The organism is Flavobacterium davisii, assembly GCF_042182265.1.
GTDB lineage: Bacteria > Bacteroidota > Bacteroidia > Flavobacteriales > Flavobacteriaceae > Flavobacterium > Flavobacterium davisii.
Window position 1 is genome coordinate 2,436,717 of the sequence record NZ_CP097869.1, and the last position, 23,875, is coordinate 2,460,591.

General features: G+C 30.6%; 17 protein-coding genes. 11 read left to right on the forward strand and 6 right to left on the reverse strand.

The window, feature by feature from the left end:
- Window positions 1-367: 367 nt before the first annotated feature.
- The 5 genes from NAB20_RS10360 to NAB20_RS10380 all read left to right on the forward strand — a co-directional run bounded on the left by NAB20_RS10360 (window position 368) and on the right by NAB20_RS10380 (window position 5,869).
- Window positions 368-1,117 carry a DUF3800 domain-containing protein gene (locus NAB20_RS10360; RefSeq protein WP_375605097.1) on the forward strand — a complete coding sequence of 250 codons (750 nt, stop codon included), beginning with the start codon at window positions 368-370 and terminating at the stop codon, window positions 1,115-1,117.
- Between the two features lie 178 nt (window positions 1,118-1,295).
- Window positions 1,296-3,086, forward strand: coding sequence for a DUF262 domain-containing protein (locus NAB20_RS10365; protein ID WP_375605098.1), 1,791 nt, complete (start codon window positions 1,296-1,298; stop codon window positions 3,084-3,086).
- Window positions 3,086-3,277: a viroplasmin family protein gene (locus NAB20_RS10370; RefSeq protein WP_375605099.1), complete on the forward strand. Its 192-nt coding sequence runs from the start codon at window positions 3,086-3,088 to the stop codon at window positions 3,275-3,277. The genes NAB20_RS10365 and NAB20_RS10370 overlap by 1 nt, the downstream gene beginning before the upstream one ends.
- 109 nt (window positions 3,278-3,386) lie before the next feature.
- Complete coding sequence (locus tag NAB20_RS10375) at window positions 3,387-3,605, forward strand: reverse transcriptase-like protein (protein WP_375605100.1); 219 nt, start codon at window positions 3,387-3,389, stop codon at window positions 3,603-3,605.
- Window positions 3,606-3,727: 122 nt separating this feature from the next.
- On the forward strand, window positions 3,728-5,869 hold the full coding sequence (locus tag NAB20_RS10380; protein WP_375605101.1) for a UvrD-helicase domain-containing protein: 2,142 nt from the start codon (window positions 3,728-3,730) through the stop codon (window positions 5,867-5,869).
- Between the two features lie 404 nt (window positions 5,870-6,273).
- Here NAB20_RS10380 and NAB20_RS10385 read toward each other — a convergent pair whose 3' ends face one another.
- From NAB20_RS10385 to NAB20_RS10395, 3 genes are all read right to left on the reverse strand, one after another.
- Window positions 6,274-7,254, reverse strand: coding sequence for a hypothetical protein (locus NAB20_RS10385; RefSeq protein ID WP_375605102.1), 981 nt, complete (start codon window positions 7,252-7,254; stop codon window positions 6,274-6,276).
- 14 nt (window positions 7,255-7,268) lie between these two features.
- A complete protein-coding gene (locus NAB20_RS10390; protein WP_375605103.1) occupies window positions 7,269-9,356 on the reverse strand; it encodes an AAA family ATPase in 2,088 nt (695 codons plus the stop codon).
- A gap of 2,576 nt (window positions 9,357-11,932) precedes the next feature.
- On the reverse strand, window positions 11,933-12,406 hold the full coding sequence (locus NAB20_RS10395) for a hypothetical protein (protein WP_105196374.1): 474 nt from the start codon (window positions 12,404-12,406) through the stop codon (window positions 11,933-11,935).
- Window positions 12,407-12,935: 529 nt separating this feature from the next.
- On the opposite strand from NAB20_RS10395, the gene msrB reads away from it, so the two are divergent.
- Genes msrB through ytxJ form a run of 3 tightly spaced genes read left to right on the forward strand, consistent with a single transcriptional unit; the run spans window position 12,936 to window position 14,340 of the window.
- Window positions 12,936-13,394: a peptide-methionine (R)-S-oxide reductase MsrB gene (msrB, locus tag NAB20_RS10400; protein WP_235878020.1), complete on the forward strand. Its 459-nt coding sequence runs from the start codon at window positions 12,936-12,938 to the stop codon at window positions 13,392-13,394.
- A 14-nt stretch (window positions 13,395-13,408) separates the two neighbouring features.
- Window positions 13,409-13,957, forward strand: coding sequence for a peptide-methionine (S)-S-oxide reductase MsrA (msrA, locus tag NAB20_RS10405; RefSeq protein WP_105196375.1), 549 nt, complete (start codon window positions 13,409-13,411; stop codon window positions 13,955-13,957).
- A gap of 23 nt (window positions 13,958-13,980) precedes the next feature.
- Window positions 13,981-14,340: a bacillithiol system redox-active protein YtxJ gene (ytxJ, locus tag NAB20_RS10410; RefSeq protein WP_088392643.1), complete on the forward strand. Its 360-nt coding sequence runs from the start codon at window positions 13,981-13,983 to the stop codon at window positions 14,338-14,340.
- A 202-nt stretch (window positions 14,341-14,542) separates the two neighbouring features.
- Here ytxJ and NAB20_RS10415 read toward each other — a convergent pair whose 3' ends face one another.
- Window positions 14,543-15,160, reverse strand: a complete 618-nt coding sequence (locus NAB20_RS10415) for an outer membrane beta-barrel protein (protein WP_105196376.1) — start codon at window positions 15,158-15,160, stop codon at window positions 14,543-14,545.
- Window positions 15,161-15,872: 712 nt separating this feature from the next.
- On the opposite strand from NAB20_RS10415, the gene pheT reads away from it, so the two are divergent.
- Window positions 15,873-18,293 carry a phenylalanine--tRNA ligase subunit beta gene (gene pheT, locus NAB20_RS10420; RefSeq protein ID WP_105196377.1) on the forward strand — a complete coding sequence of 807 codons (2,421 nt, stop codon included), beginning with the start codon at window positions 15,873-15,875 and terminating at the stop codon, window positions 18,291-18,293.
- A gap of 441 nt (window positions 18,294-18,734) precedes the next feature.
- On the opposite strand, the gene NAB20_RS10425 is transcribed toward pheT, so the two are convergent.
- Complete coding sequence (locus tag NAB20_RS10425; RefSeq protein WP_105196378.1) at window positions 18,735-19,925, reverse strand: hypothetical protein; 1,191 nt, start codon at window positions 19,923-19,925, stop codon at window positions 18,735-18,737.
- 76 nt (window positions 19,926-20,001) lie between these two features.
- A complete protein-coding gene (gene fahA / locus NAB20_RS10430; protein ID WP_105196379.1) occupies window positions 20,002-21,285 on the reverse strand; it encodes a fumarylacetoacetase in 1,284 nt (427 codons plus the stop codon).
- Between the two features lie 113 nt (window positions 21,286-21,398).
- Between fahA and glyA the strand changes: the two genes are divergently transcribed.
- Entirely contained in the window at window positions 21,399-22,673 is a 1,275-nt protein-coding gene (glyA, locus tag NAB20_RS10435; protein WP_105196380.1) for a serine hydroxymethyltransferase, read from the forward strand.
- 137 nt (window positions 22,674-22,810) lie between these two features.
- The gene (gene aroC / locus NAB20_RS10440; protein ID WP_088392657.1) at window positions 22,811-23,875 is read left to right on the forward strand and encodes a chorismate synthase; all 1,065 of its coding nucleotides are present in this window, start codon (window positions 22,811-22,813) and stop codon (window positions 23,873-23,875) included.

Here is a 23,875-nt window from a genome sequence, read left to right on the forward strand (position 1 = left end):
ATTTAACGGCCCCGCTCGTGCGCGAACAATGTCATTAAGTTAAGCCTCTCGTTTCATCCCGACGCAAGGAGAAATCACATAAAGTAAACAACACAGCACGCTCAAAAATTGAATTAGATAATGCGACTCCTCCTTGCGTCGGAGTGACAAACAGAACGGTGATTTATTCAAGAAAATTTTCATAATCTTGTCATTTCGACGTAAGGAGAAATCACATAATCTTTTTAAAATCATCGATATAACAAAGTGATTTTTGAATTAAATTTCCTTAACTTAATGACCTCGCTCGTGCGCGAAACAAAGTTCAGCGAAGCTAATCCTTTCGCGTTCGGCATAAAAACAATTAATGACAAATAACACACTTTAAATGAGTAACACAGCTAAAAAATATTATTTATTCATAGATGAAAGCGGTGATCATGGTTTGGTCACACTAGACGCTTCGTTTCCTGTATTTTTATTGTGTGGCATGTTAACAAGTGAGGAAAATTATGTAACCATTAGAGCGGAGATTAATAGTATAAAACATTCTTTTTGGGGTAAAAAAGAAGTTATTTTACATTCGAGAGATATTAGAAAATGTGAAAAAGAATTTCAAATTTTATTTGATTTAGCGCTTAAATCGGAGTTTTATGAACGTATTAATAAGGTAATTGAAGAGAGTAAATACCGCATTTTAGCTTCGGCAATTAATAAAGCCAAGTATATAAAAACGTATGGTAAATTATCAAATGATGTATATGAATTGGCGTTGTCTTTTATTATTGAAAGAGCTATTTTTAGTTTAGATGAAGTAAAAGGGGTAAGCAAACATTTAGAAATTATTATAGAAAAAAGAGGAAAGAAAGAAGATAAAAAATTAGAAGAACATTTTCAACGTTTAATAGCACGAGGAACAGGTTTTGTTGCCGCAGAACGCTTACAAGAAGTACAATTGAAAATTACTTTTAAAGACAAGAAAGAAAATAGTAACGGATTACAACTGGCTGATTTGATTGCTTATCCCATAGCGCGCTATGTAATTGAACCAAAACGTGCTAATCCTGCCTTTGACAAATTAGAGCCAAAAATTTATAAGAAAAATGGTAAACGCTATGGACTTAAGATATTTCCATAAAAAACAAAAGCCAAACAATTGTTTGGCTTCTGCTCGACCGGGGACACCCCAATCCTTTTATCTTTGATTTTGTAAATCAGTTTTGATAAGTCAAATATACAAAAAAAAATAATTTAATATCTTTTTTAACGCAATAAGTTAAGATGGTAAATCTAAAAATTAAACTATACAAGTAAAAATGCAAAAATACTCCGTAAACCAACACTTAATCGAAACACTTTTAACCTGGGTAAAGTCAGGTGAAATTGCCATACCTGAAATACAACGTCCATTTGTTTGGGGTAGCTCTAAAGTAAGAGACTTGATGGATAGTTTGTATCAAGGCTTCCCTGTAGGCTATGTTATTGCTTGGCGTAATCCAAATGTCCGTTTAAAAGACGGCAGTATGAGTGAAGGCAAAAAGATATTAATCGATGGGCAACAACGTGTAACCGCCTTAACCGCTGCTTTACTGGGGGAGTATGTTATTGATAAAACCTACCAACGTGTTAAAATCAAAATTGCTTTTAATCCTATTTTAGAAAAGTTTGAAGTACAAAACCCAGCTATTCTAAAAGACCATACTTGGATTCCTAATATAGCAGAAGCTGTAAGCGGTGAGATTAGTATTTTGAAATTAGTACGTAATTATTTAGCTGTTAATCCTGAAGCCGATGAAGATTTAGTTGAACGCGCTTTTACCAACTTAATCAACATTCCTAAAAAACAAATAGGAATAATAGAGTTATCGCACGATTTAGATATTGAAACCGTAACAGAAATATTCATTAGAATTAACTCTAAAGGAGTTGTTTTAAGTCAGGCCGATTTTGCCATGAGTAAAATTGCTTCCAATACTGAATATCAAGGCAACGTATTGCGTAAAGCCATTGATTATTTTTGTCATTTAGCCATTTCTCCAGAGTTTTACAAACATATCGTTGACAATGACCCCGAGTTTGCTAAAACGGAATTCTTTGCTAAAATGCAATGGTTAAAATCAGAAAACGAAGATTTGTACGACCCAGAATATACCGATTTAATACGTGTTGCCTTTACCTCACAATTCAACAGAGGGCGTTTATCCGATTTAGTGAGTTTACTATCGGGTAGAAATTTTGAAACACGTTCCTTTGAAGATAGTATTGCCGAACAATCTTTCGAAAAATTGAAGCAAGGGGTTTTCAATTTCATCAATGAAACGCATTTTAAACGTTTCATTATGATAATCAAGTCGGCTGGGTTTATATCGCCTAAGTTAATACGTTCACAAAATGCTTTAAACTTTGCTTACATCTTATACTTAAAATTGAGAGAGTTAGGCGTTAATTCGGTTCACATTGAAAGCTATGTAAAACGTTGGTTTGTGTATTCGGTATTAACGGGTCGTTATTCGGGTTCGCCTGAATCCGTTTTTGATTTTGATATTAAACAAATTCACAATCGCCCTTTTGATGCGTATTTAAAAGAGAAAGAAGAAGGAGAATTATCAGAGGCATTTTGGAACGCATCCTTACCACAAAGTTTAGATACTTCAGTAGCGAGTAGTCCATATTTTAATGTGTTTTTAGCATCCCAAGTAAAAGCCAATGATAGAGGTTTCTTATCTAAAGATGTATTGGTTGGTGATTTAATCTCTTTACGTGGCGATATTCACCATTTGTTTCCAAGAGATTTTCTAAAGAAAAACGGATTAGATAGAGGAAAATACAATCAGATTGCGAACTATGTGTATATGCAATCCGAAATCAATATTAAAGTGGGTAACAAACCACCTAAAGAGTATTTTGAATTGGTTACTTCTCAAATTGCTTCTGACAATAGATTAGTAAGTGGTTTGGCTTCACAAGAGGATTTATTAGCGAATTTAAAAGCGAATTGTGTTCCTGCTGAAATTATGACTATGGGATTAGAGGATTATCAGGATTTCTTAGTCATGCGAAGAAAGTTGATGGCTCAAAAAATTAAGGATTATTATTTTTCGTTATAATGGCAAAAAATCCCAAATTTTATGTAGTTTGGAAAGGAATAGAAACAGGAGTTTTTACTTCATGGGAAGACTGTAAAGCAGAAACCAATGGGTTTGATGGCGCGGTTTTTAAATCGTTTGAATCAAAAGAATTGGCAGAAGAAGCCTATAAAAATTCGAGTCAGCTTTACGTAGGACAACAAAAAAAGTAGTTCACAAATTATCTAAAGAAGAATTAGAACGAATTGGAAAACCTATTGAAGAGGCTATTGCTGTTGATGGGCTTGGGATAATACCTCAGGGTTAGTAGAATATCAGGGCGTGTATATCAAAACTGGAGAGGTGTTATTTCATGTAGGTCCTTTAGAAGAAGGTACTATTAATATGGTGGAGTTTTTAGCGATCGTTCATGCTTTGGCTTTGTGCAAACAAGGGCATTGGAAAGTACCAATTTATTCAGATAGTAAAACAGCCTTGGCTTGGATAAGAGAGAAAAAATCAAGTTCTCACCATTTGCCAAGTGAAAAGAATAAAAAATGATTTGATATGTTAGCAAGAGCTGAAAAATGGCTACATGCTAATACTTATGAAAACGAAATATTAAAATGGGAAACCAAAGCCTGGGGAGAAAATCCTGCAGATTTTGAAAGAAAGTAAATTTTATGTTAGAGAATAACAACCTATTAGATGTTTTAAACGATAAGCAAAAAGAAGCTGTGATTAGTGATAACAAGCGTCTTTTAGTTTTGGCTGGTGCTGGTTCAGGAAAAACTAAAACATTGTTACAAAAAATCATTTATTTAATCGAGGAAAAGAAAGTACCTCCATCAAGTATTTTAGCGATTACTTTTACAAAGAATGCTACAAATGAAATGATGGACCGTTTGATTGTTTCGGCAGATACTACCGGTATGTATGAACGCATCATTTTTAGTAAGGTATTGACCAAAAAAGAAAAAGATGCTGAACGTAGAAATTGGCAACGCAAATACAAATGGATTGAAGGATTAACAGTTCGTACTTTTCATAGTTTTTGTTATAGCGTATTGCGCTCTGATGGTGTAAAAGAATTTGATAATAAGTTTAAGATTATTGGAGATGAAAAAGCAACAGACATTGAAGATATTACTAACAGAATAGCTGATGAAACTGTATTTGAAGTATTTCACAAAATCTTCATTGAGAAATGTGATAACAATGCGTTTTTGCTAAAAACCAAGCGTTATATTTTAGATTATTTAGTAGATAAAATCCATATTTCTAAAGAATACGAAAATTCAAAAGTTACTGATGGAAAGTTTTATACTACTCTAAATGGTACAAAAGTAAGGTCCAAATCAGAACAATATATTGCTGATTGGCTTTACAGACATAGTATTTCTTTTGAATATGAACCTTTACTAAATGTAAAAGATTTTGATTTTCATCCTGATTTTTATATTCCTGATGCTAATTTGTATCTAGAGCACGTAAGTGATTTGAGTTATCCGATGGAAGCTAAAGAAAAACAGTTTGCCAAAGGAAAAATCTTATATGCCAAAACATTTGAAAAAGACACACAGGATTCAGCTGTATTCAATCATACTTTAGATAAAATTGTAAAAAGTAGATTACCGTATGATTTCCATCAAAACAAACAATTGAGCTTTTTAGAAGAGTTCAAGGGATATTTTGAAGAAGTAAAAGACTTTGTTCGTCAAATCATTCGAATTTGTGACATGATTAAAGTGGAGAATATCTCTATCGAGCAAGTGGTTAAAAGAGCTTCTGAAGACAAACATGAACGTATTAGAGTGTTTTATGAATTAGCAATTCCAATTATCTCAGAATATATAGCCTACACTACCAATAAATCTTACCTAGATTTTAATGATTTGATATCGAAGACAGCTTCTTTATTCTCAAATCATAAAGATGTAAGACAGCGTTATCTTGATAAATTTCAATATATATTAGTTGATGAGTTTCAAGATGTAAATAATTTGCAAGTAGAGCTTATACGTTTACTCATAAAGCCTGAAACCCAATTATTTTGTGTAGGCGATGACTGGCAAAGTATTTATGGTTTTAGAGGCTCCAATGTAGAATATATTATCAATTTTGAAAAATATTTTTCAAATACACAAGTAATCAAGCTCAATCAAAATTACAGAAGCGAGCGAAATATTGTAGAAGCAAGCAATGAAGTTATTAAATACAACAAAAACAAAATAGATAAAGAAATTGCTGCGGTAAAAGATTCGCAACAAAAAATAATTATTCAAAAAGGGAATAATTTAGATGACAATATAAGGTATTGCATTGAAAAAGTACAAGAATTATTAGAAGAGGGTTATGCTAAAGATGATATTTTATTCTTATACAGAAGAAATAATATGTTTATTAGCTACAGAAATGAATTCAAACAACATAATTTCTTTGTAAATGGAAAAACCATACATGCTTCAAAAGGATTAGAAGCAAAAGTCGTTTTCATTATTGGACTTACTGAAGGAAAAGGAGGCTTTCCAGATGTTTGGTTAGAAGATAGATTATTTCAAATTATCAAGAAAGCGGATTACAATTTGCTTTTAGAAGAAGAAAGAAGATTGTTTTATGTTGCTATTACTAGAGCAAAAGATAAATTATATTTAGTCACCGAAAAAGGGAATGAATCAAGCTTTTTAAATGAAATTCCAGATGAATATACTTCAAAAAGTAATCAATTAGGAAAAATAAATCATAGACAAAATGAATGTGTAAAATGTCATGCCCCTATGAAAGAAGATTGGATAGTTTGTCCAAAGTGTGGTAATAAAAAATGACACTTTCTTAATAAATAATACTTTTGCTATAAAACAAAAAAGTTATGCGGTGATTACCCTGTCTATTCACCGCATTTTTTGCGGTGAATAATTCGTATATTTACCACATTATACAAAAAACAATGGCAATCTACATACACCAACTTAAGAATTGGCCACATTTACAATGGGATGAGCAAGCTTTTATTTGGTTTTTATAAGCAATAGAAAGGGTATTACACCATTCTTGAATGAACTCAAAAAGGCGATTTAGACATAACTGAATGGATCATTTGGTTTTTAGAATGCTTAAAAAAGAGTATTCTTTTTTATTTTAATTTATGGTATAGAATGCAATTCTGCGCTAACTTGAATAAATTGTTAAGCAATATCTTTGTGCATTTTTGTATTTGGGAATAGTTTATTCACTCAACCATATCAATCAACCCAAGTTCTCTTGCAATATCCATAGTAATTTTACTCATAGGTCTTTTATGAATATCAACATCTTGAGTATAATTACCAACAATAATTCTTTTAAAGATTTCGGGATTAAGATTTAGTTTTTGAAAACCTGTTTTTAAAGATTTGATATAGCTTTCATTATAAATTTGACTTTTTATTAATAATTCTTCTACTAAATCATTTTGGGTTTTATAAATTCCTTCAATGTGAAATACATTATTGAATTTTTCAAACTCATTTGATTCATAATTAGGTTCTTCAAATTCAACTTCAATCGTATTTTTATCTCTTGTAACTAAATATTTTGCTTTTGAATTTGAAGCTAATTTAAATTTGTAATCTGATTTTTTGGTTTTAGAAATATCATTTGTATATAACTCAAAATTTATTTTTTTTGCGCTTTTACTTCCATTACAAGAAGCGCAAGCTGGATAAAGATTACACAGTGTAATACTTAAAAATGGATAATCGCTTTTAGAATAATAATGATCCACTTCAAATTTTGCGTGTCTTTTATTGGCTACTATTGTCAACTGAGAATTACAATACACACAAGATTTAATACCAATATCATTAAAATAATTTGGATAAAAAGTACTCCTCAAACCCTTATAGTCCAAACAAGCAATAATCTTATCTCTTATACCAGTTTTAGCAGTATATTCTTTTCCGTTTTTATCCTTTTTAATTTTAGTAGGAACTCTTTTAAAATCTGATTTTTCTATCTCTTTCTTAATTTTCTTTAAATCCCATAGAAGTATATTATCATTTTGTTTTTTAAATTTATTTATAACAAATTCCAAATATTCTTTGTCTTCATTAGAAAGACTCTCATTTAGCAAAGTAGTAAGTTTTGTAAGTGCATTTGTCCTTTGTAACTCAATTTGTTTTTGATAGGTGTTTTGAATGTTTCTTACTTTATCAAGAGGTATTGCTATCATAATTTTAATACAATTTATAAGTTTTGAAGTCTTTTTATTTGCACCTCAATAATAGACTTCTTTTCATCTGGAAAAGCTTCTATATACAACTCTATTAAACTAAACGATAAGATAGGTTCTCCAATAATATCTATTACATTCTTACAATAGTTTTTATCATATTTATCTGCAAACTGAACATTTTTAATTTTCTTAATCAGCGCATTTTTTTCTTGATTTAAATTTTTCTTATCAATCCCTAATTCATTTTTCTCTTCTTCATTACTACTTTTAGCTATCAAATTTTTAATTTCATTTATCTTTATTTTGAGGTTCTCAATTTTAATTTGAATTTTCTTATTAGTCAAAAAATCGATTACCACATTTATTTCATTTTTAGCAAACTCCCCCATAAATCCATCTTGTAAAAAGAAATCATTTGCTAAAATATCGTGAATATTAGCTCCAAATGTTAAGTCTTGATCCGCAATAACACTTACTTCTGTCTTATTATGTTTATCTCTTTTTAAGAAAATGATATTCTCTTTGGGTAAATCAGAAACTATAAAAGGAGAATGTGTCGTTAAAATAAGCTGTACTCTATTTTTAGGAAAAAACTTCTCAAAAAAATCAAGCAAAAAATTTAAATACTTTTTTTGCCATTGCGGATGAAAACCTAATTCTCCTTCATCAATTATAAACAATATATCTCTATTTTCTTTTATTTTATAAGCATTAATTCTTGAAAAGAAAGAAAGAAAATTACGTTCTCCTGTACTTAAACCATTATAATTAAATCCAAAAACATTTAGAATTAGATGTCTTTCATCAGTAATTTTAATATAATTAAGAGGTGGATTTAAGAAATCACTTGCTATTGTACTAATATGTTCTTTCGGTATTTTAAAGCCAAAAATTTCATCACAAATTATTTCCTTTGATTGAAACTTTTTAATAAAATATTCTTTTATTTCCTTAACCTGTTTAATAATTGACTCAGCGTTTTTAGAAAAAAAAATATTCTTTTCTATATAACTATACAAAGCATCAAATCTATCCAGATCAGGATTATAATTTTCTTTTAAATTGTCAATTAATTTTAGAATAGGAAATTTATCTTCCGAGGTAGAATTAAAATTATGTTTTAATTCATAGCTTAAAAAACAATACGTAATATCCCTTGATAAACTCTTGAAAAAATTCCCTTCTTTATCTTTGGAATCAGTATATAATGTTCCAAATTTTAAAATCTTTTCAATAGTTTGATTAAAGGTTTGAGAATTTGGAGAAATTATCTTATCTACACTATACCAGAATCGTTTACCAAATTCAGTAAAATTTACATTTATTGATTCAATATAAAAATCTATTTTAAAATTAAAATTATTCACAATATTCAAAAAATCTAGCATTCTTAACGATTCTTGATATTTATGTGCTAACAATTCACTTTCACCAGCAACCATATATCTATCATTACTTTTTTGAGATTCATAGTCACTTACAATCATAGATTCTGTAGCTATATTTATAAAATTAGGTACTCCATTATCATATTTAGCATAATCATTTTCTATACCGTCAACATTATGGATGTTGTCCATATTGATAAAAGAAGCGTATTTTATAATATAGTTATCTTCAAAATACGTTTCCATTAAATTGCCTCTACTAATACGAAAAGCTTCTTCTCTCGACAAATTCCGTTTAAACTCTCCACTATAAAAATTAGAAATATCTTCTGGATAGATAAAATTAAGTGTTTTGCCAAATAGTTCTTTTGGTGCCTCTACAAAATTAAGTCTATCACGGATAATGATTTTGTCAGATGTAACTAAAAACCCTTTAAAAAGATTTATCCTACCTAAAAAGAAATTTAATATTGCTTCCAGTAAATTTGTTTTTCCACTACCATTTTCACCAATTATGGCTTTTACATCAATAATATTACTGGGAAATAAGGAAAAATATTTTTCGTTCTCTAAATGCGTTAAAGTAACATTTAAAGTATCACCATCTTCTTGGCTGTTTACGATTGTCTCAAATTTAACTTTACTCGATAAGTTAAATCCTTGATGTTCTATATTATTATATTTTCTTACCCACAAGTATAGAAGTTCCATAGATTAGTTTTTAAATTGTTTATTTCTCAAACATAACATTTTTTTATAAAATCGGACAAACACTAAAAAAAGAGTCTGTTTCTCATTTCAAATAATTTTATTGACTATGAATTTAAATTTTATAAAAGTAAACTTAAATATTACAAATAACTCAAAAAAAGCTTAAACCAAAAACCTCGTCCGTACTCGAGTTCTAATTAATCCCTTTTAGATTCTAATTATACCTTCTGAGGTTCTAATTAATCCCTTTTAGGTTCTAATTAATCCCTCTTAGATTATAATTATACCTTCTGAGGTTCTAATTAATCCCTTTTAGATTCTAATTATACCTTCTGAGGTTCTAATTAATCCCTTTTAGGTTCTTATTAATCCCTTTTTGATTATAATTATACCCTCTGAGGTTCTAATTAATCCCTTTTAGATTATAATTATACCTTCTGAGATTATAATTAATCCCTTTTAGATTATAATTATACCTTCTGAGATTCTAATTATACCTTCTGAGGTTCTAATTAATACCTTTTAGGTTCTAATTAATACCTTTTAGATTATAATTAATACCTTTTAGATTATAATTAATCTCTTTTAGATTATAATTATACCTTCTGAGGTTCTAATTAATCCCTTTTAGGTTATAATTATACCTTCTGAGGTTCTAATAATACCATTTTAGTTTTGAAATTACCTAAACCAAAACTCACTACAGAATATACGAATCAAGAGATATTACACGATATTATTACAGTAAATTTGAACCTTAAATGATATTACTTCGTCTATTCGCTACGCTCGGGTCTAATGCGTAATCTGGGTTTAAAAATAGTACCTCTACAAAAACAACAAAAATGAGTGTTCGTTCTCGATGCGCTTCGCACTCAATGTCATTAAGTTAAGCCTCTCGTTTCATCCCGACGGAAGGAGAAATCACATAAAGTAAACAACACAGCAGGCTCAAAAATTGAATTAGATTAAGCGACTCCTCCTTGCGTCGGAGTGACAAACAGAAGGGTGATTTATTCAAGAAAATTTTCATAATCTTGTCATTTCGACATAAGGAGAAATCACATAAAGTAAACAACACAGCAGGCTCAAAAATTGAATTAGATTAAGCGACTCCTCCTTGCGTCGGAGTGACAAACAGAACGGTGATTTATTCAAGAAAATTTTCATAATCTTGTCATTTCGACATAAGGAGAAATCACATAAAGTAAACAACACAGCAGGCTCAAAAATTGAATTAGATTAAGCGACTCCTCCTTGCGTCGGAGTGACAAACAGAACGGTGATTTATTCAAGAAAATTTTCATAATCTTGTCATTTCGACGTAAGGAGAAATCACATAAAGTAAACAACACAGCAGGCTCAAAAATTGAATTAGATTAAGCGACTCCTCCTTGCGTCGGAGTGACAAACAGAACGGTGATTTATTCAAGAAAATTTTCATAATCTTGTCATTTCGACATAAGGAAAAATCACATAAAGTAAATAACACAGCAGGCTCAAAAATTGAATTAGATTAAGCGACTCCTCCTTGCGTCGGAGTGACAAACAGAACGGTGATTTATTCAAGAAAATTTTCATAATCTTGTCATTTCGACATAAGGAGAAATCACATAAAGTAAACAACACAGCAGGCTCAAAAATTGAATTAGATAATGCGACTCCTCCTTGCGTCGGAGTGACAAACAGAAGGGTGATTTATTCAAGAAAATTTTCATAATCTTGTCATTTCGACGTAAGGAGAAATCACATAAAGTAAACAACACAGCAGGCTCAAAAATTGAATTAGATTAAGCGACTCCTCCTTGCGTCGGAGTGACAAACAGAACGGTGATTTATTCAAGAAAATTTTCATAATCTTGTCATTTCGACATAAGGAAAAATCACATAAAGTAAATAACACAGCAGGCTCAAAAATTGAATTAGATTAAGCGACTCCTCCTTGCGTCGGAGTGACAAACAGAACGGTGATTTATTCAAGAAAATTTTCATAATCTTGTCATTTCGACATAAGGAGAAATCACATAAAGTAAACAACACAGCAGGCTCAAAAATTGAATTAGATAATGCGACTCCTCCTTGCGTCGGAGTGACAAACAGAAGGGTGATTTATTCAAGAAAATTTTCATAATCTTGTCATTTCGACATAAGGAGAAATCACATAAAGTAAACAACACAGCACGCTCAAAAATTGAATTAGATTAAGCGACTCCTCCTTGCGTCGGAGTGATAAACAGAACGGTGATTTATTCAAGAAAATTTTCATAATCTTGTCATTTCGACATAAGGAGAAATCACATAATCTTTTTAAAATCATCAATATAACAAAGTGATTTTTGAATTAAATTTCCTTAACTTAATGACATTGGCTTCGCGCTCAAACTAATGATCATTTCAATTATAGACTCAACCGTCTGTTCGAGTTCTTTTTAAAATAAAAAAAAACGTATCGAGAACTTCCTTTTTTAATCCAGTATATTTTAAGTCTAAATGGTATTAATCCCTTTTGAGGTATAGAACAAAAAAAGACCCCATTACTGGCGTCTCTTTCAGTTAATAAATTAAAAAATCAAGAATTATTCGGTTTTCTTTTTACTGGGTCTTTTCATAAAACGCTGACTCAAATCCTCATAAATAGGTTTGGCCGTAGCAATTCCTCTGTTGCTAGCTTCTTTCACCTGACCGTAATACAACATTGAGGCTTGTAGTGCCTCACTACCCGCTAACATCACCGTGTCATTAACATCGGTGGTTAACTGCGAAGCTAAATTGGCAATAGGACTTAAAACAGTCACTAACGCTTCGTCTTTTAAAAATTCCGTTTTGTCCATATAAGCCGGTACAAACTCAGGATTGGTATCTACATACGATTTTGTTTTTTGGACGGTAGCCACCGTTTTGTCCCCCATTTTAAATAAAGAAGAACGCTCCTCAATAGTTAATCCTTGCAAATAAGGTGCTAAAGCGGTTTTGCATTCTTGTAGTTTTTGAGTTACCGATTCAATCACTTCTTGTGGAATCGCGATGCTAATTTGATTTTTTACTGCCATTTTTTAGTTATTATTGTTTACAATTATTTCTACAAGTAAAGTATTTTTTGATTAAAAACCGATTTATTTAACAAATTTTTTAAAATATTTTTGCATATAAGACATAATTTTTGTAAATAACAAATCGATCATATATTACCATTTCAAATAATTTAAAATACCTTCGATGCGATCCAATGATACAATCCTATACAAACCACCGTATCAAATGATATCCGAAATGCAAAGATTAGTTACCGCCGTTTAAAAATCTTATGATCTTGTGGCAAAAGCATTTATTATGTCTTTAAAAAATACGATTATAGCCCGATTATATAACAAAATATTTGTAGCATGATAGCACTTTAGAAATGAATTTGAAAGAAAATAAAAAGGAATAGAGGAGGCTTTGCTAATTTATTTAGAGTCTAATGCTGAATTTGGTTTGAACCATTCGTAAGAACAAAAGGAATAATGAACAAGTTTTAGGGAAAAATACACTACTATTTTAAGGTTACTTAATTGTAACTTTGTAAATAAAATAAGGATTATGGAAAGCAAAGAATTAAATTGGGTAGAGATCATTCGACTGGCTACTAAAGGGAATTTAACGCCCGATAAAAAGATGGAAAGAACGGATGAGGAATGGAAACGTATGCTAACAGAAGAACAATTTCATATAACAAGAAGAAAAGGTACCGAAGCACGTTTTTCGGGAGCGCATTGTGCTCATTACGAACCGGGGATATATAGTTGTATAGGGTGTAATACCCCCCTTTTTGATGCCACAGAAAAATTTGATTCAGGAACAGGATGGCCAAGTTTTACACAACCAATAAAACAAAACACAATTCAATATATAAAAGACAACTCTTTTGGTATGATTCGAGTAGAAGTAATGTGTAATATATGCAATAGTCATTTAGGACATGTTTTTCCTGATGGTCCAGGACCTAGCGGATTGCGCTATTGTATAAATTCTATTTCATTGTATAAAAATCCAAAATAAGAAAAAAATAAAAGATGCGCAAAATAGAAATAGCTACTTTTGGAGGAGGATGTTTTTGGTGTGTTGAAGCAATAATTCAAAGACTAAAAGGGGTACAAAAAGTAGTATCAGGTTATACCGGGGGCAAAATAAAAGATCCTACTTATAAAGAAGTTTGTAGCGGTAGCACAGGTCATGCAGAAGTCGTACAAGTTACTTTTGATGCCGAACAGTTATCTTATACCGAATTATTAAATATTTTTATGACACATCATAATCCAACAACACTCAATTACCAAGGAGCAGATTATGGTACTCAATACAGATCCGTTATTTTTTATCATAATGAACAACAAAAAATAGAGGCAGAAGAAGTTATAAAACAATTAAACCCGATGTTTGAAAATAAGATTGTTACAGAATTAGCTCCTGTTCCTATTTTTTATCCAGCAGAAGATTATCATCAAGACTATTATAATAAAAATCCATATCAAGGATATTGTCAGGTTGTTATTTTACCTAAAATAACAAAATTAAACGAAATGTATACAAATAAACTCAAAAGAGATAATGAAAATGATTAATTAATATTTTAAAAAAAAGTTATATGGAAACACAAAAATGGCATAGCATAAAAACAGAAAGAGAAGTACTTGATATTATTGAAAAATCATACCATAAGCCACAAGTTATTTTTAAAGATAGCGTAACATGCGGTATTAGTGCATTTGCAAAAGAACGATTAACAAATGGTTTTAACTTAATAGAAAATATATGCGATTTTAATTATTTAGACTTGCTTGCTTATAGATCGGTTTCAAACTTTATAGCAACAACATTAGACGTAATTCATCAATCGCCTCAAATCATCGTTCTTATAGATGGAAAAGTAATTTATAGAGACTCGCATCATACTATTGAAGCACAAAAAATAGCCGATAAAATAAGTACATTCATAAAACAATAAGAAAAACGATTACAAATTGAGGCAGAAGTGTATCAAAATGTAAAAGAGACAGTCTTAAAAAAGCATTGAAATAGTTCTTAAAAAAATAAGAAAAAAACCTAAATAAAATATCTTTTTTAAGATAATGAATAACTCAATATGCTTTTAGACTGTCTCTTCATCAAAAAATTATTATAATTTTAGTAACTATAAAATGACAATTCTATAAGGTATAATAAAGACCTACGTTAAATCTATTACCTAAAGAATTAATGTCAAAATTGAAGCTGTTTTTTTCTTCCTTACTATTTGTGTCTTTATTTTTTGAAGTGTGAGATGAAAATCCTAAAACACCTAAAGACCCCACAACAGTCACTTTAGGAGAAAGTGCATAAGCAAATCCAGCATTTAGATTTGTGTTAAGTTCAAACGTATTATTTTTAATTTCAGTATTACCTAAAATTGTTTTTGTAGTATTAGTAGAATTTCCAGGTAATAATCCTAAATTAACACCTACAAAAGGTCTAAAAGATTTACTGCCTTCACCAAAGAAATAACGGCTGTAAATAGTACCTCCATATTGATTTTCTTTCACTTCTGTATTTCCATACTCCTTTGTAGAACCTTGCGTTGTAAATCCAACGCCTAATTGTACATTATTAGTTAAGAAAGTACCTACTTCAGGTGAAAAGTTCCATGTAGAACCGTCAAAAGTCGTATTACCTTCTACTTTTGCTTTAGTGCTAGAATACCCCATTTGTCCTCCCACATAGAAACTTCCTTTTTGAGCAAATAAACCAGAAGTAAGTAATAAGGCACTTGCAATTAAAAAATTTTTCATAAAAACGATGTTTTAAAAATTAATAGAAAACCTTTTTTCAAATTTTATTCCAAAAAAAAAGTTAAAATAATCTTATGGTGTTTTTTTATTTGTTTTTTTTATTCTTTTTTTAACTTAAATATAACAAAAATTGGTTTTATTAAAAAATAACCTTTATTGATAAAAAAATATTTTAATTATATGTTATTTGTTTTATATATATAACAAAATATGTTTTTTATGGTGTTTAATTTTTTTATTATGTCATAAAGTGATATTTCATGAATAAATGGCAGGAAATTGTGACAGTATAAGTTTTTGTTCTAAAGAGCTAACCCCAAATAGGTATTAGACTGGAAGTAGATGAACGAAACTTGATTTATTGTGTTTTGTTTTTTCAAATTCAAGCAGGTATTCCATTTTCGTTTACCCCAGATTACGCATTAGACCCGAGCGTAGCGAATAGACGAAGTAAATCTATTCCACTTTATTTTTCTTCCAAATGCAAAAAAGAGGGGTGAAAAAGTTAAAAAGGAATGTAAATAATAATAAAGAGTTACTGATAAAAAGAAATATGAATATAAAATTCCCCTTTATTTAGAACTTAAAAAGACTATTTAAAAAGGAATAAGAATACAGAAAAGAAGGCTAAAAGAGTGTGTAAAATTATGGTTAAACTCCTAAGTAATTTTTTATCTTTGTCATTGGTTTAAAAATTTGATAAATATTCAAAATGAAGATTTCATATAACTGGTTAAAACAATTTATTAAAACAGATTGGAGTTCTGAAAAGACAGCTGAATTATTAACTGATTTAGGTCTTGAAGTAGAAGGAGTTGAAAAGTTTTTTTCAATAAAAGGAGGATTGGAAGGTTTAGTAGTAGGACATGTATTGACTTGCGAAAAGCATCCAAATGCAGATAAACTTAAAATTACGACAGTAGATTTAGGAAGTGGAGAGCCTGTTCAAATAGTTTGTGGTGCTAGTAATGTAGCAAAAGGGCAAAAAGTAATAGTAGCTACAATAGGCACCCAATTATATGATAAAGAAGGAAATTCTTTTGAAATAAAAAAGGGTAAAATTAGAGGAGAAGAAAGCCATGGAATGATTTGTGCCGAAGATGAAATAGGAGTAGGTGATAGTCATGAAGGAATTATAGTTTTAGATGAAAATATACAAGCAGGTACATTAGCTTCAACTGTTTTTAATGTTGAAATTGATGAGGTTTTTGAAATAGGATTAACTCCTAATCGCGCAGATGCTATGAGCCATTGGGGAGTAGCTAGAGATTTAAGAGCAGGTATGATACAACAAGATATTAATACCGAATTGATTACGCCATCTGTAAGCTCCTATAAAGTTGAAAAAAGGACGTTAAAAATAGATGTAAATGTAGCAAATACAACATTAGTACCAAGATATTGCGGTGTTACTATTTCAGATGTAAAAGTCGGGCCATCCCCTGCATGGTTGCAAAACAGATTAAAGGCAATAGGACTTACCCCTAAAAATAATATTGTAGATATAACGAATTACGTTTTGCACGAATTAGGCCAGCCGCTACATGCTTTTGATGCGTCTAAAATACAAGGCAAAATAATAGTAAAAAATGCTACAGAAGGCGAAAAGTTTGTTACACTAGATGATGTAGAAAGAAATTTACATAAAGAAGACATCATGATTTGTGATGAAAAAGGGCCTTTATGTATTGCGGGAGTAATGGGAGGTAAAAATTCAGGAGTATCCGAAAGAACAACTTCTTTATTTTTAGAAAGTGCTTATTTTAATCCTGTTTCGGTGCGAAAAACAGCCAAACGTCATGCCATTAATTCAGATGCTTCTTTCCGTTTTGAAAGAGGAATAGATCCTACTATTACAGAATATGCTTTAAAACGTGCCGCAATCCTTATATGTCAAATTGCTGGAGGTGAAATGACTTCTGATATCATAGAAGTTTATCCTAAAAAAATAGAAGACTTTCCCGTTTTTTTAAATTTAGAAAAAGTTAAAAAAATTATAGGGCAAGAAATTCCTGATGAAGAAATTAAAAATATTCTTGTTTCATTAGATATAAAAGTAAACAGTATATCAAAAGTTGGTTTAGGTTTAACAGTTCCAGCTTATCGTGTAGACGTCATTCGTGAAATAGATGTAATTGAAGAAATTTTAAGAGTTTATGGTTATAATAATATAGAATTTTCACAAAAATTAAACGCTACAACTGCACATTCATCTAGAACAGAAGATTATAAGGTGCAAAATATTATTGCCAACTTGTTGGTAGGGAATGGGTTTAATGAAATGATGGCCAACTCATTAACAACTCCAAATTATGTGAATTTAAGTGATAGTTTACATGAAAAGCACAATGTTTTGATGCTGAATCCATTAAGTAATGATTTGTCGGCTATGCGTCAATCGATGTTGTTTTCAGCCTTAGAAACCGTTTCTTTTAATGTAAACCGTAAAAATGCAGATTTACGTTTGTTTGAGTTTGGTAAAACATATCACAAACAATTAGCTGGACATGAAGAAAAAATGCACCTAACGTTGACAATGACAGGAAATCGTTCTAAAGAATCTTGGACAAAAAGTCAAAAAGTAACAGACTTCTTTTTGTTTAAAGGTTATATTTTGAATATTTTGGAAAGATTAGGAATCAAAAATATCGTTACTATGCCAATGGAAAATGATATTTTAAGCGAAGGAATGATTTATGAATTAGGCACCTCTCGTTTGGTAGAATTTGGGACTGTAAAAAAATCAATACTAAAACATTTTGATATAAAACAAGAAGTCTTTTTTGCGGACTTTAATTGGAGTGCGATATTAAAGCATTTGTCAACAAATGTAAAATTTGTAGAAATTTCTAAATACCCAGAGGTACGCCGCGATCTTGCTTTATTAGTAGATGAAAAGGTTGAATTTGCAAAAGTTCTGGATTTAGCTAAAAAAACAGAAAAAAATTTATTAAAAGGAGTTGATTTATTTGATGTTTACCAAGGTAAAAACTTACCAGAAGGAAAAAAATCATACGCTATAAGCTTTTTATTACAAGATAGTACCAAAACGCTAACGGATTCACAAATTGATAAAGTGATGAGTAAATTAATGCAAAGTTTTGAAAGTGAATTAGGGGCTACTTTAAGATAATGTAATTAAAAAGTAAGAAAATAAAATACAATATTAATAAAAAGAGGTTTTAAGACCTCTTTATTTCCTAGTTAAAACCCCGTTTTAGAGTAAATCTAAAACGGGGTTTATTTTATATATAGCTTTTATAGCGATTACTGTATCAAAAAGTAAAAAAGGATGATTTTATTTTTTAAACTCTGATTATGCGTTAGAGATTTTCAAAAAACACATTTTATTGATTGTTAGTACTATATGGAATTAAGTACTAGAATTATCAAATAAATAAACCCTTTTATTTTAATAAGTTATAAAATTTGTTTTTTCTAATACTGAATTTGGGTTAAAGTGTAAAATAACCATTTGACTTATAGATTCATAACTTTTTTTTGAAACAAATTTTATTTTTTTACTTCGTTGAGATTTTTCGTTTAATTATTGAGATTGAATGATAAAAAGATTTTATCTTCTAAATTTGTTTGTTGTGATGATGCTTTTTAGTTGATTCTTTAAACTTTCTCCGGAATCATATACCATTTGCTCATTAGTAGGAAAAGGAACGACTCTATGAGTAAAATATTTTAAATAGCTATCATCACAAGCTCTACGATCACCATTATAATTTGCATAAATATTTTCAAATACAAAAGTATTGCTTAAAGGGAAACTGTTTGTTAATTGATTCGTATTTAGATTTATATAATCAATTTTAGCTGTAATATTACATGATTTGTATTGTCTATATTCATAAATAGTACTTCTAATAGTAATCATATTATCAATCATGATTACATTTCCTTTTTCATCTTTTACAGGTTGACCATTTGAGTTTAATTGAGGTTTTGTACCATCTTTAATTAATTTTTCTTTTGAGAACTCTCTTTCAGAAGTTTTTTCAGGTGTAATATTAATGGCTCTAAAGCTAATAAGTAATGCAAAATCATAATTAGTATCCTTTTGTTTGGTGCTGTGGTACACGGTCCAGATATCGTTTAATCCCAAAGTGCTAAAATCTAAAAGATCATTTTGCAAACGGGAAGGAATGATCATATTAGTTTCGTTTTTAGTATAGACATGCACAAAATCAGTTCCTTTATAATGGCATTCATCCATTAAATTTTTAGAGTCCTTATATCCAGGGTTTATATTATTTAGGTATTCAAAATCATAAAAAGCACGACGAAAACTCATTTTATCTTTTGTTTTCATTAGTTTTGACGCATTTTCGTATAGAAAATCCGACAGTTTAGCCTTAGTGCTGATTAAAGAATTGGAGTAGTTTTCAAAAGAAAATTGGGCATTCCTACCTTCTTTTATTAAGGATAAAGGTAATAAAGGTTGTATTTTTTCCTGTCTATTTTGTAGTTTAATATAAGTGTTGTATATCTTTTCTAAATGATTAGGATTACCTTCTTTTTCCCAAAGAGAAATAGCATCTAAGTCACGTTGTTTGGCTTTAGCAAAAGCATCTTCTAATAAGAAGATGTAATCTTGTTTTCCTTTGGAATTTTTATTTGTTTTTAAGTGATCAATGGATAGCGAAATGGCTCCGTCGTAATTGCCTTCATTTAGCATTGATTGTGTTTTTTTAACACCGCTACAGCTAAAGAAAGTACTAATGAATACTATGATTATGGGAGTAATTTTTTTCATACAATTAAAATTTAAAATGGATTAGGCAAAATTCAAGCCAAAAAATACTCCGAAAGGCTCGGAGTATTAAAAAGTTTTATTTTGTAGGAATGGGAGGTAATAGTTTACTTGAAACTTCACCAAATCCAATTCTTGTGTTTTCATTTTGACAGTAACCTCTCATGATTACAGTATCTCCGTCATTAATAAATTTTCTTTCAGAACCATCTTTTAAAGTGATAGGATTTTTGCCTCCCCACGTTAGTTCTAACATAGATCCTAGCGAATCTTCAGTAGGACCTGATATTGTACCGGATCCCATCATATCACCAGAATTTATACGACAACCATTAATTGTATGATGTGCTAACTGTTGCGTCATAGTCCAGTACATATATTTAAAGTTTGTATTGCTAATGATTGTTTCGTCTGCATTTTCAGGAGCGATACCGACTTGTAATCGGATGTCAAAAGCATAATCTCCTGTTTGTTGTAAATAAGGTAGCGGAGTAGGTTCCTGAACAGGGGATGCGCAACGGAATGGTTCTAGAGCATCCATAGTTACGATCCATGGAGAAATAGAACTTGCAAAATTTTTAGCTAAGAAAGGGCCTAGCGGAACATATTCCCATTTTTGAATATCACGAGCACTCCAGTCATTTAATAGAACCATTCCAAAGATATAATCTTCTGCTTCGCCTACTGGAATATTTTCACCCATTAGATTGGCATCTGTAGTAATGAAAGCGGTTTCTAATTCAAAATCGACTAAACGAGAAGGGCCAAAAACAGGAGCGGTTCCATCAGCAGGCATGGTTTGTCCCATAGGTCTATGTACAGGAATTCCTGAAGGAATAATAGTAGAACTTCTTCCATGATATCCTACAGGTATATGTAACCAATTTGGTAGTAAAGCATTAGCTGGATCACGAAACATTTTGCCTGTATTTGTAGCATGTTCTTTACTGGAAAAAAAGTCAGTATAATCACCTACAAATACAGGTAATTGCATTTCTACATCTTCAATTTTAAAAATAACGACATCACGATGTTTGATGTTATCTCTTAAATCAGCATTTTCAGCGTCAAAAATATCAGCAATACGATTACGAACTAATCGCCATGTTTTTTTCCCACAAGAAATAAATTCGTTTAAAGCGTCTTGAAGAAATACGTCGTCTGTTAAATCAATTCCTTCAAAATAGCCCAATTGATGCAATGCACCTAGATCGATAGCATAGTTTCCAATGCGAGTACCAACGGTTACAATATCGTCTTTTGTTAAAAAAATACCAAATGGAATATTTTGAATAGGAAAATCGCTAGTAGAAGATACTTCTAACCATGATTTTCTCTCAGGATTGTTAGCTGTAATAGGCATATTATATTTTTTTGTGATTTTAAATAAATTTTACACCTCAAATATAGTTTCTATTGGGATTATACCAAACACTTTTTGTATTTTTGACAATTATTTATAAAAAATATTCAAAAATGTTACGCGACGAACAAATATTCGATTTAATTCTTGATGAACAAGATAGACAAATTCACGGTATTGAATTAATTGCTTCAGAGAATTTTGTAAGCGACCAAGTAATGGAAGCAGCAGGTTCTTGTTTGACTAATAAATATGCAGAAGGATACCCTAACAAAAGGTACTATGGAGGTTGCGAAGTAGTAGATGTGGTAGAACAAATTGCTATTGATAGAGCAAAAGCTTTGTTTGGAGCAGCGTATGTTAATGTACAACCTCATTCAGGCTCTCAAGCTAATACAGCTGTTTTTGCAGCTTGTTTACAACCAGGTGATACAATTTTAGGTTTTGACTTATCACATGGAGGACACTTAACGCATGGATCTCCTGTGAATTTTTCAGGAAAATTATACCGACCTGTTTTTTATGGTGTAAATCAGGAAACAGGGATGTTAGATTATGACAAAATTCAAGAAGTAGCCACTAAAGAACAACCTAAATTAATTATTGCGGGGGCTTCTGCTTATTCTCGTGATATGGATTTTAAACGTTTTCGTGAAATAGCAGATTCTGTAGGCGCTATTTTAATGGCAGACATTTCTCATCCAGCAGGTTTAATAGCAAAAGGATTAATGAGTGATCCTATTCCTTATTGTCATATTGTAACAACAACTACTCATAAAACTTTACGTGGGCCACGTGGAGGTATGATCATGATGGGAGAAGATTTTCCCAATCCTTGGGGATACACAACGCCTAAAGGGGATGTAAAAATGATGTCTAATTTATTAGATATGGCTGTTTTTCCAGGAAATCAAGGCGGTCCTTTAATGCACATTATAGCTGCTAAAGCAGTTGCTTTTGGCGAATGTTTATCGGATGAGTTCTTTACTTATGCTATGCAAGTACAAAAAAATGCAAAAGCAATGGCAGAAGCATTTGTAAAAAGAGGTTATAACATCATATCAGGAGGAACAGATAATCACATGATGTTGATAGATTTACGTAACAAAGGCATTACAGGAAAAGAAGCTGAAAATGTATTAGTAAAAGCGGAAATTACTGTAAATAAAAATATGGTTCCTTTTGATGATAAATCACCTTTTATAACTTCTGGTATTCGTGTTGGAACACCAGCTATTACTACTCGTGGTTTAGTAGAAACAGATATGGACAAAATCGTAGATTTTATAGATCGAGTATTAACGAATCATACCAATGAAGAAGTTATTGAGCAAGTAGCTAATGAAGTAAATGAAATGATGAGTGAACGCGCTATGTTTGTTTTTTAGTTTACTATATTAATATTAAATAAGGCTGTTTTAGATAGACAGCCTTAATTTTTTGGAAATTTTTATAAATTTTCTATATAAACATATCTAAACTAAAAAACATTCTTTTTAAATATAGGTTAATAATAAGGAATCGAATGGCAGGAAATTCTTTTGGAAATATATTCAAAATAACCACTTTTGGAGAATCACATGGTCAAGCTTTAGGTGGGGTAATTGATGGATGTCCATCAGGTATTGAATTAGATATGGGACTTATTAGTCAAGAAATGCAAAGGCGTAAACCAGGTCAATCTTCTATTGTCACACAACGAAAAGAAGAAGATGAAGTACAGTTTGTATCTGGAATTTTTGAAGGAAAAACAACAGGAACCTCTATTGGTTTTATAATTCCCAATACCAATCAAAAATCAGATGATTATAGCCACATAAAAGATACTTATAGGCCGAGTCATGCTGATTATGTTTATGATCAGAAATATGGTTTTCGTGATTATAGAGGAGGAGGTCGTAGTTCTGCAAGAGAAACTGCTTGCAGAGTATTGGCAGGAGCTGTAGCAAAACAAATAATTTCTGAAATAAAAATCAATGCTTTTGTTTCTTCTGTAGGCGAAATAAGTATTAACAAACCTTATCAAGAATTGGATTTTTCTAAAATAGAATCCAATCCTGTTAGGTGTCCTGATTTAGAAGTTGCAGGATTAATGGAAGCTCATATTAAAGAAATAAAAAAACAAGGCGATACAATAGGTGGCACTATAACTTGTGTTATTCAAAATGTACCAATAGGTTTAGGAGAACCTGTTTTTGATAAATTACATGCAGAATTAGGTAAAGCAATGTTATCAATAAATGCTGTTCATGGTTTTGAGTATGGAAGTGGTTTTTGTGGTGCTAAAATGAAAGGAAGTGACCATAATGATCGTTTTAATTCAGACGGAACAACTCAAACAAATTTGTCAGGAGGAATACAGGGAGGAATAAGTAATGGTATGGATATTTATTTCAGAGTAGCTTTTAAACCCGTGGCAACTCTAATTCAAAAACAAGAAGTCTTAACTATTAATGGTCAACTGATAGAACAACAAGGTAAAGGAAGACATGATCCTTGTGTAGTGCCTAGGGCAGTACCTATTGTTGAGGCAATGGCTGCTGTAGTAATGGCAGATTATTATTTATTAAATAAAATTTATCAAATTTAA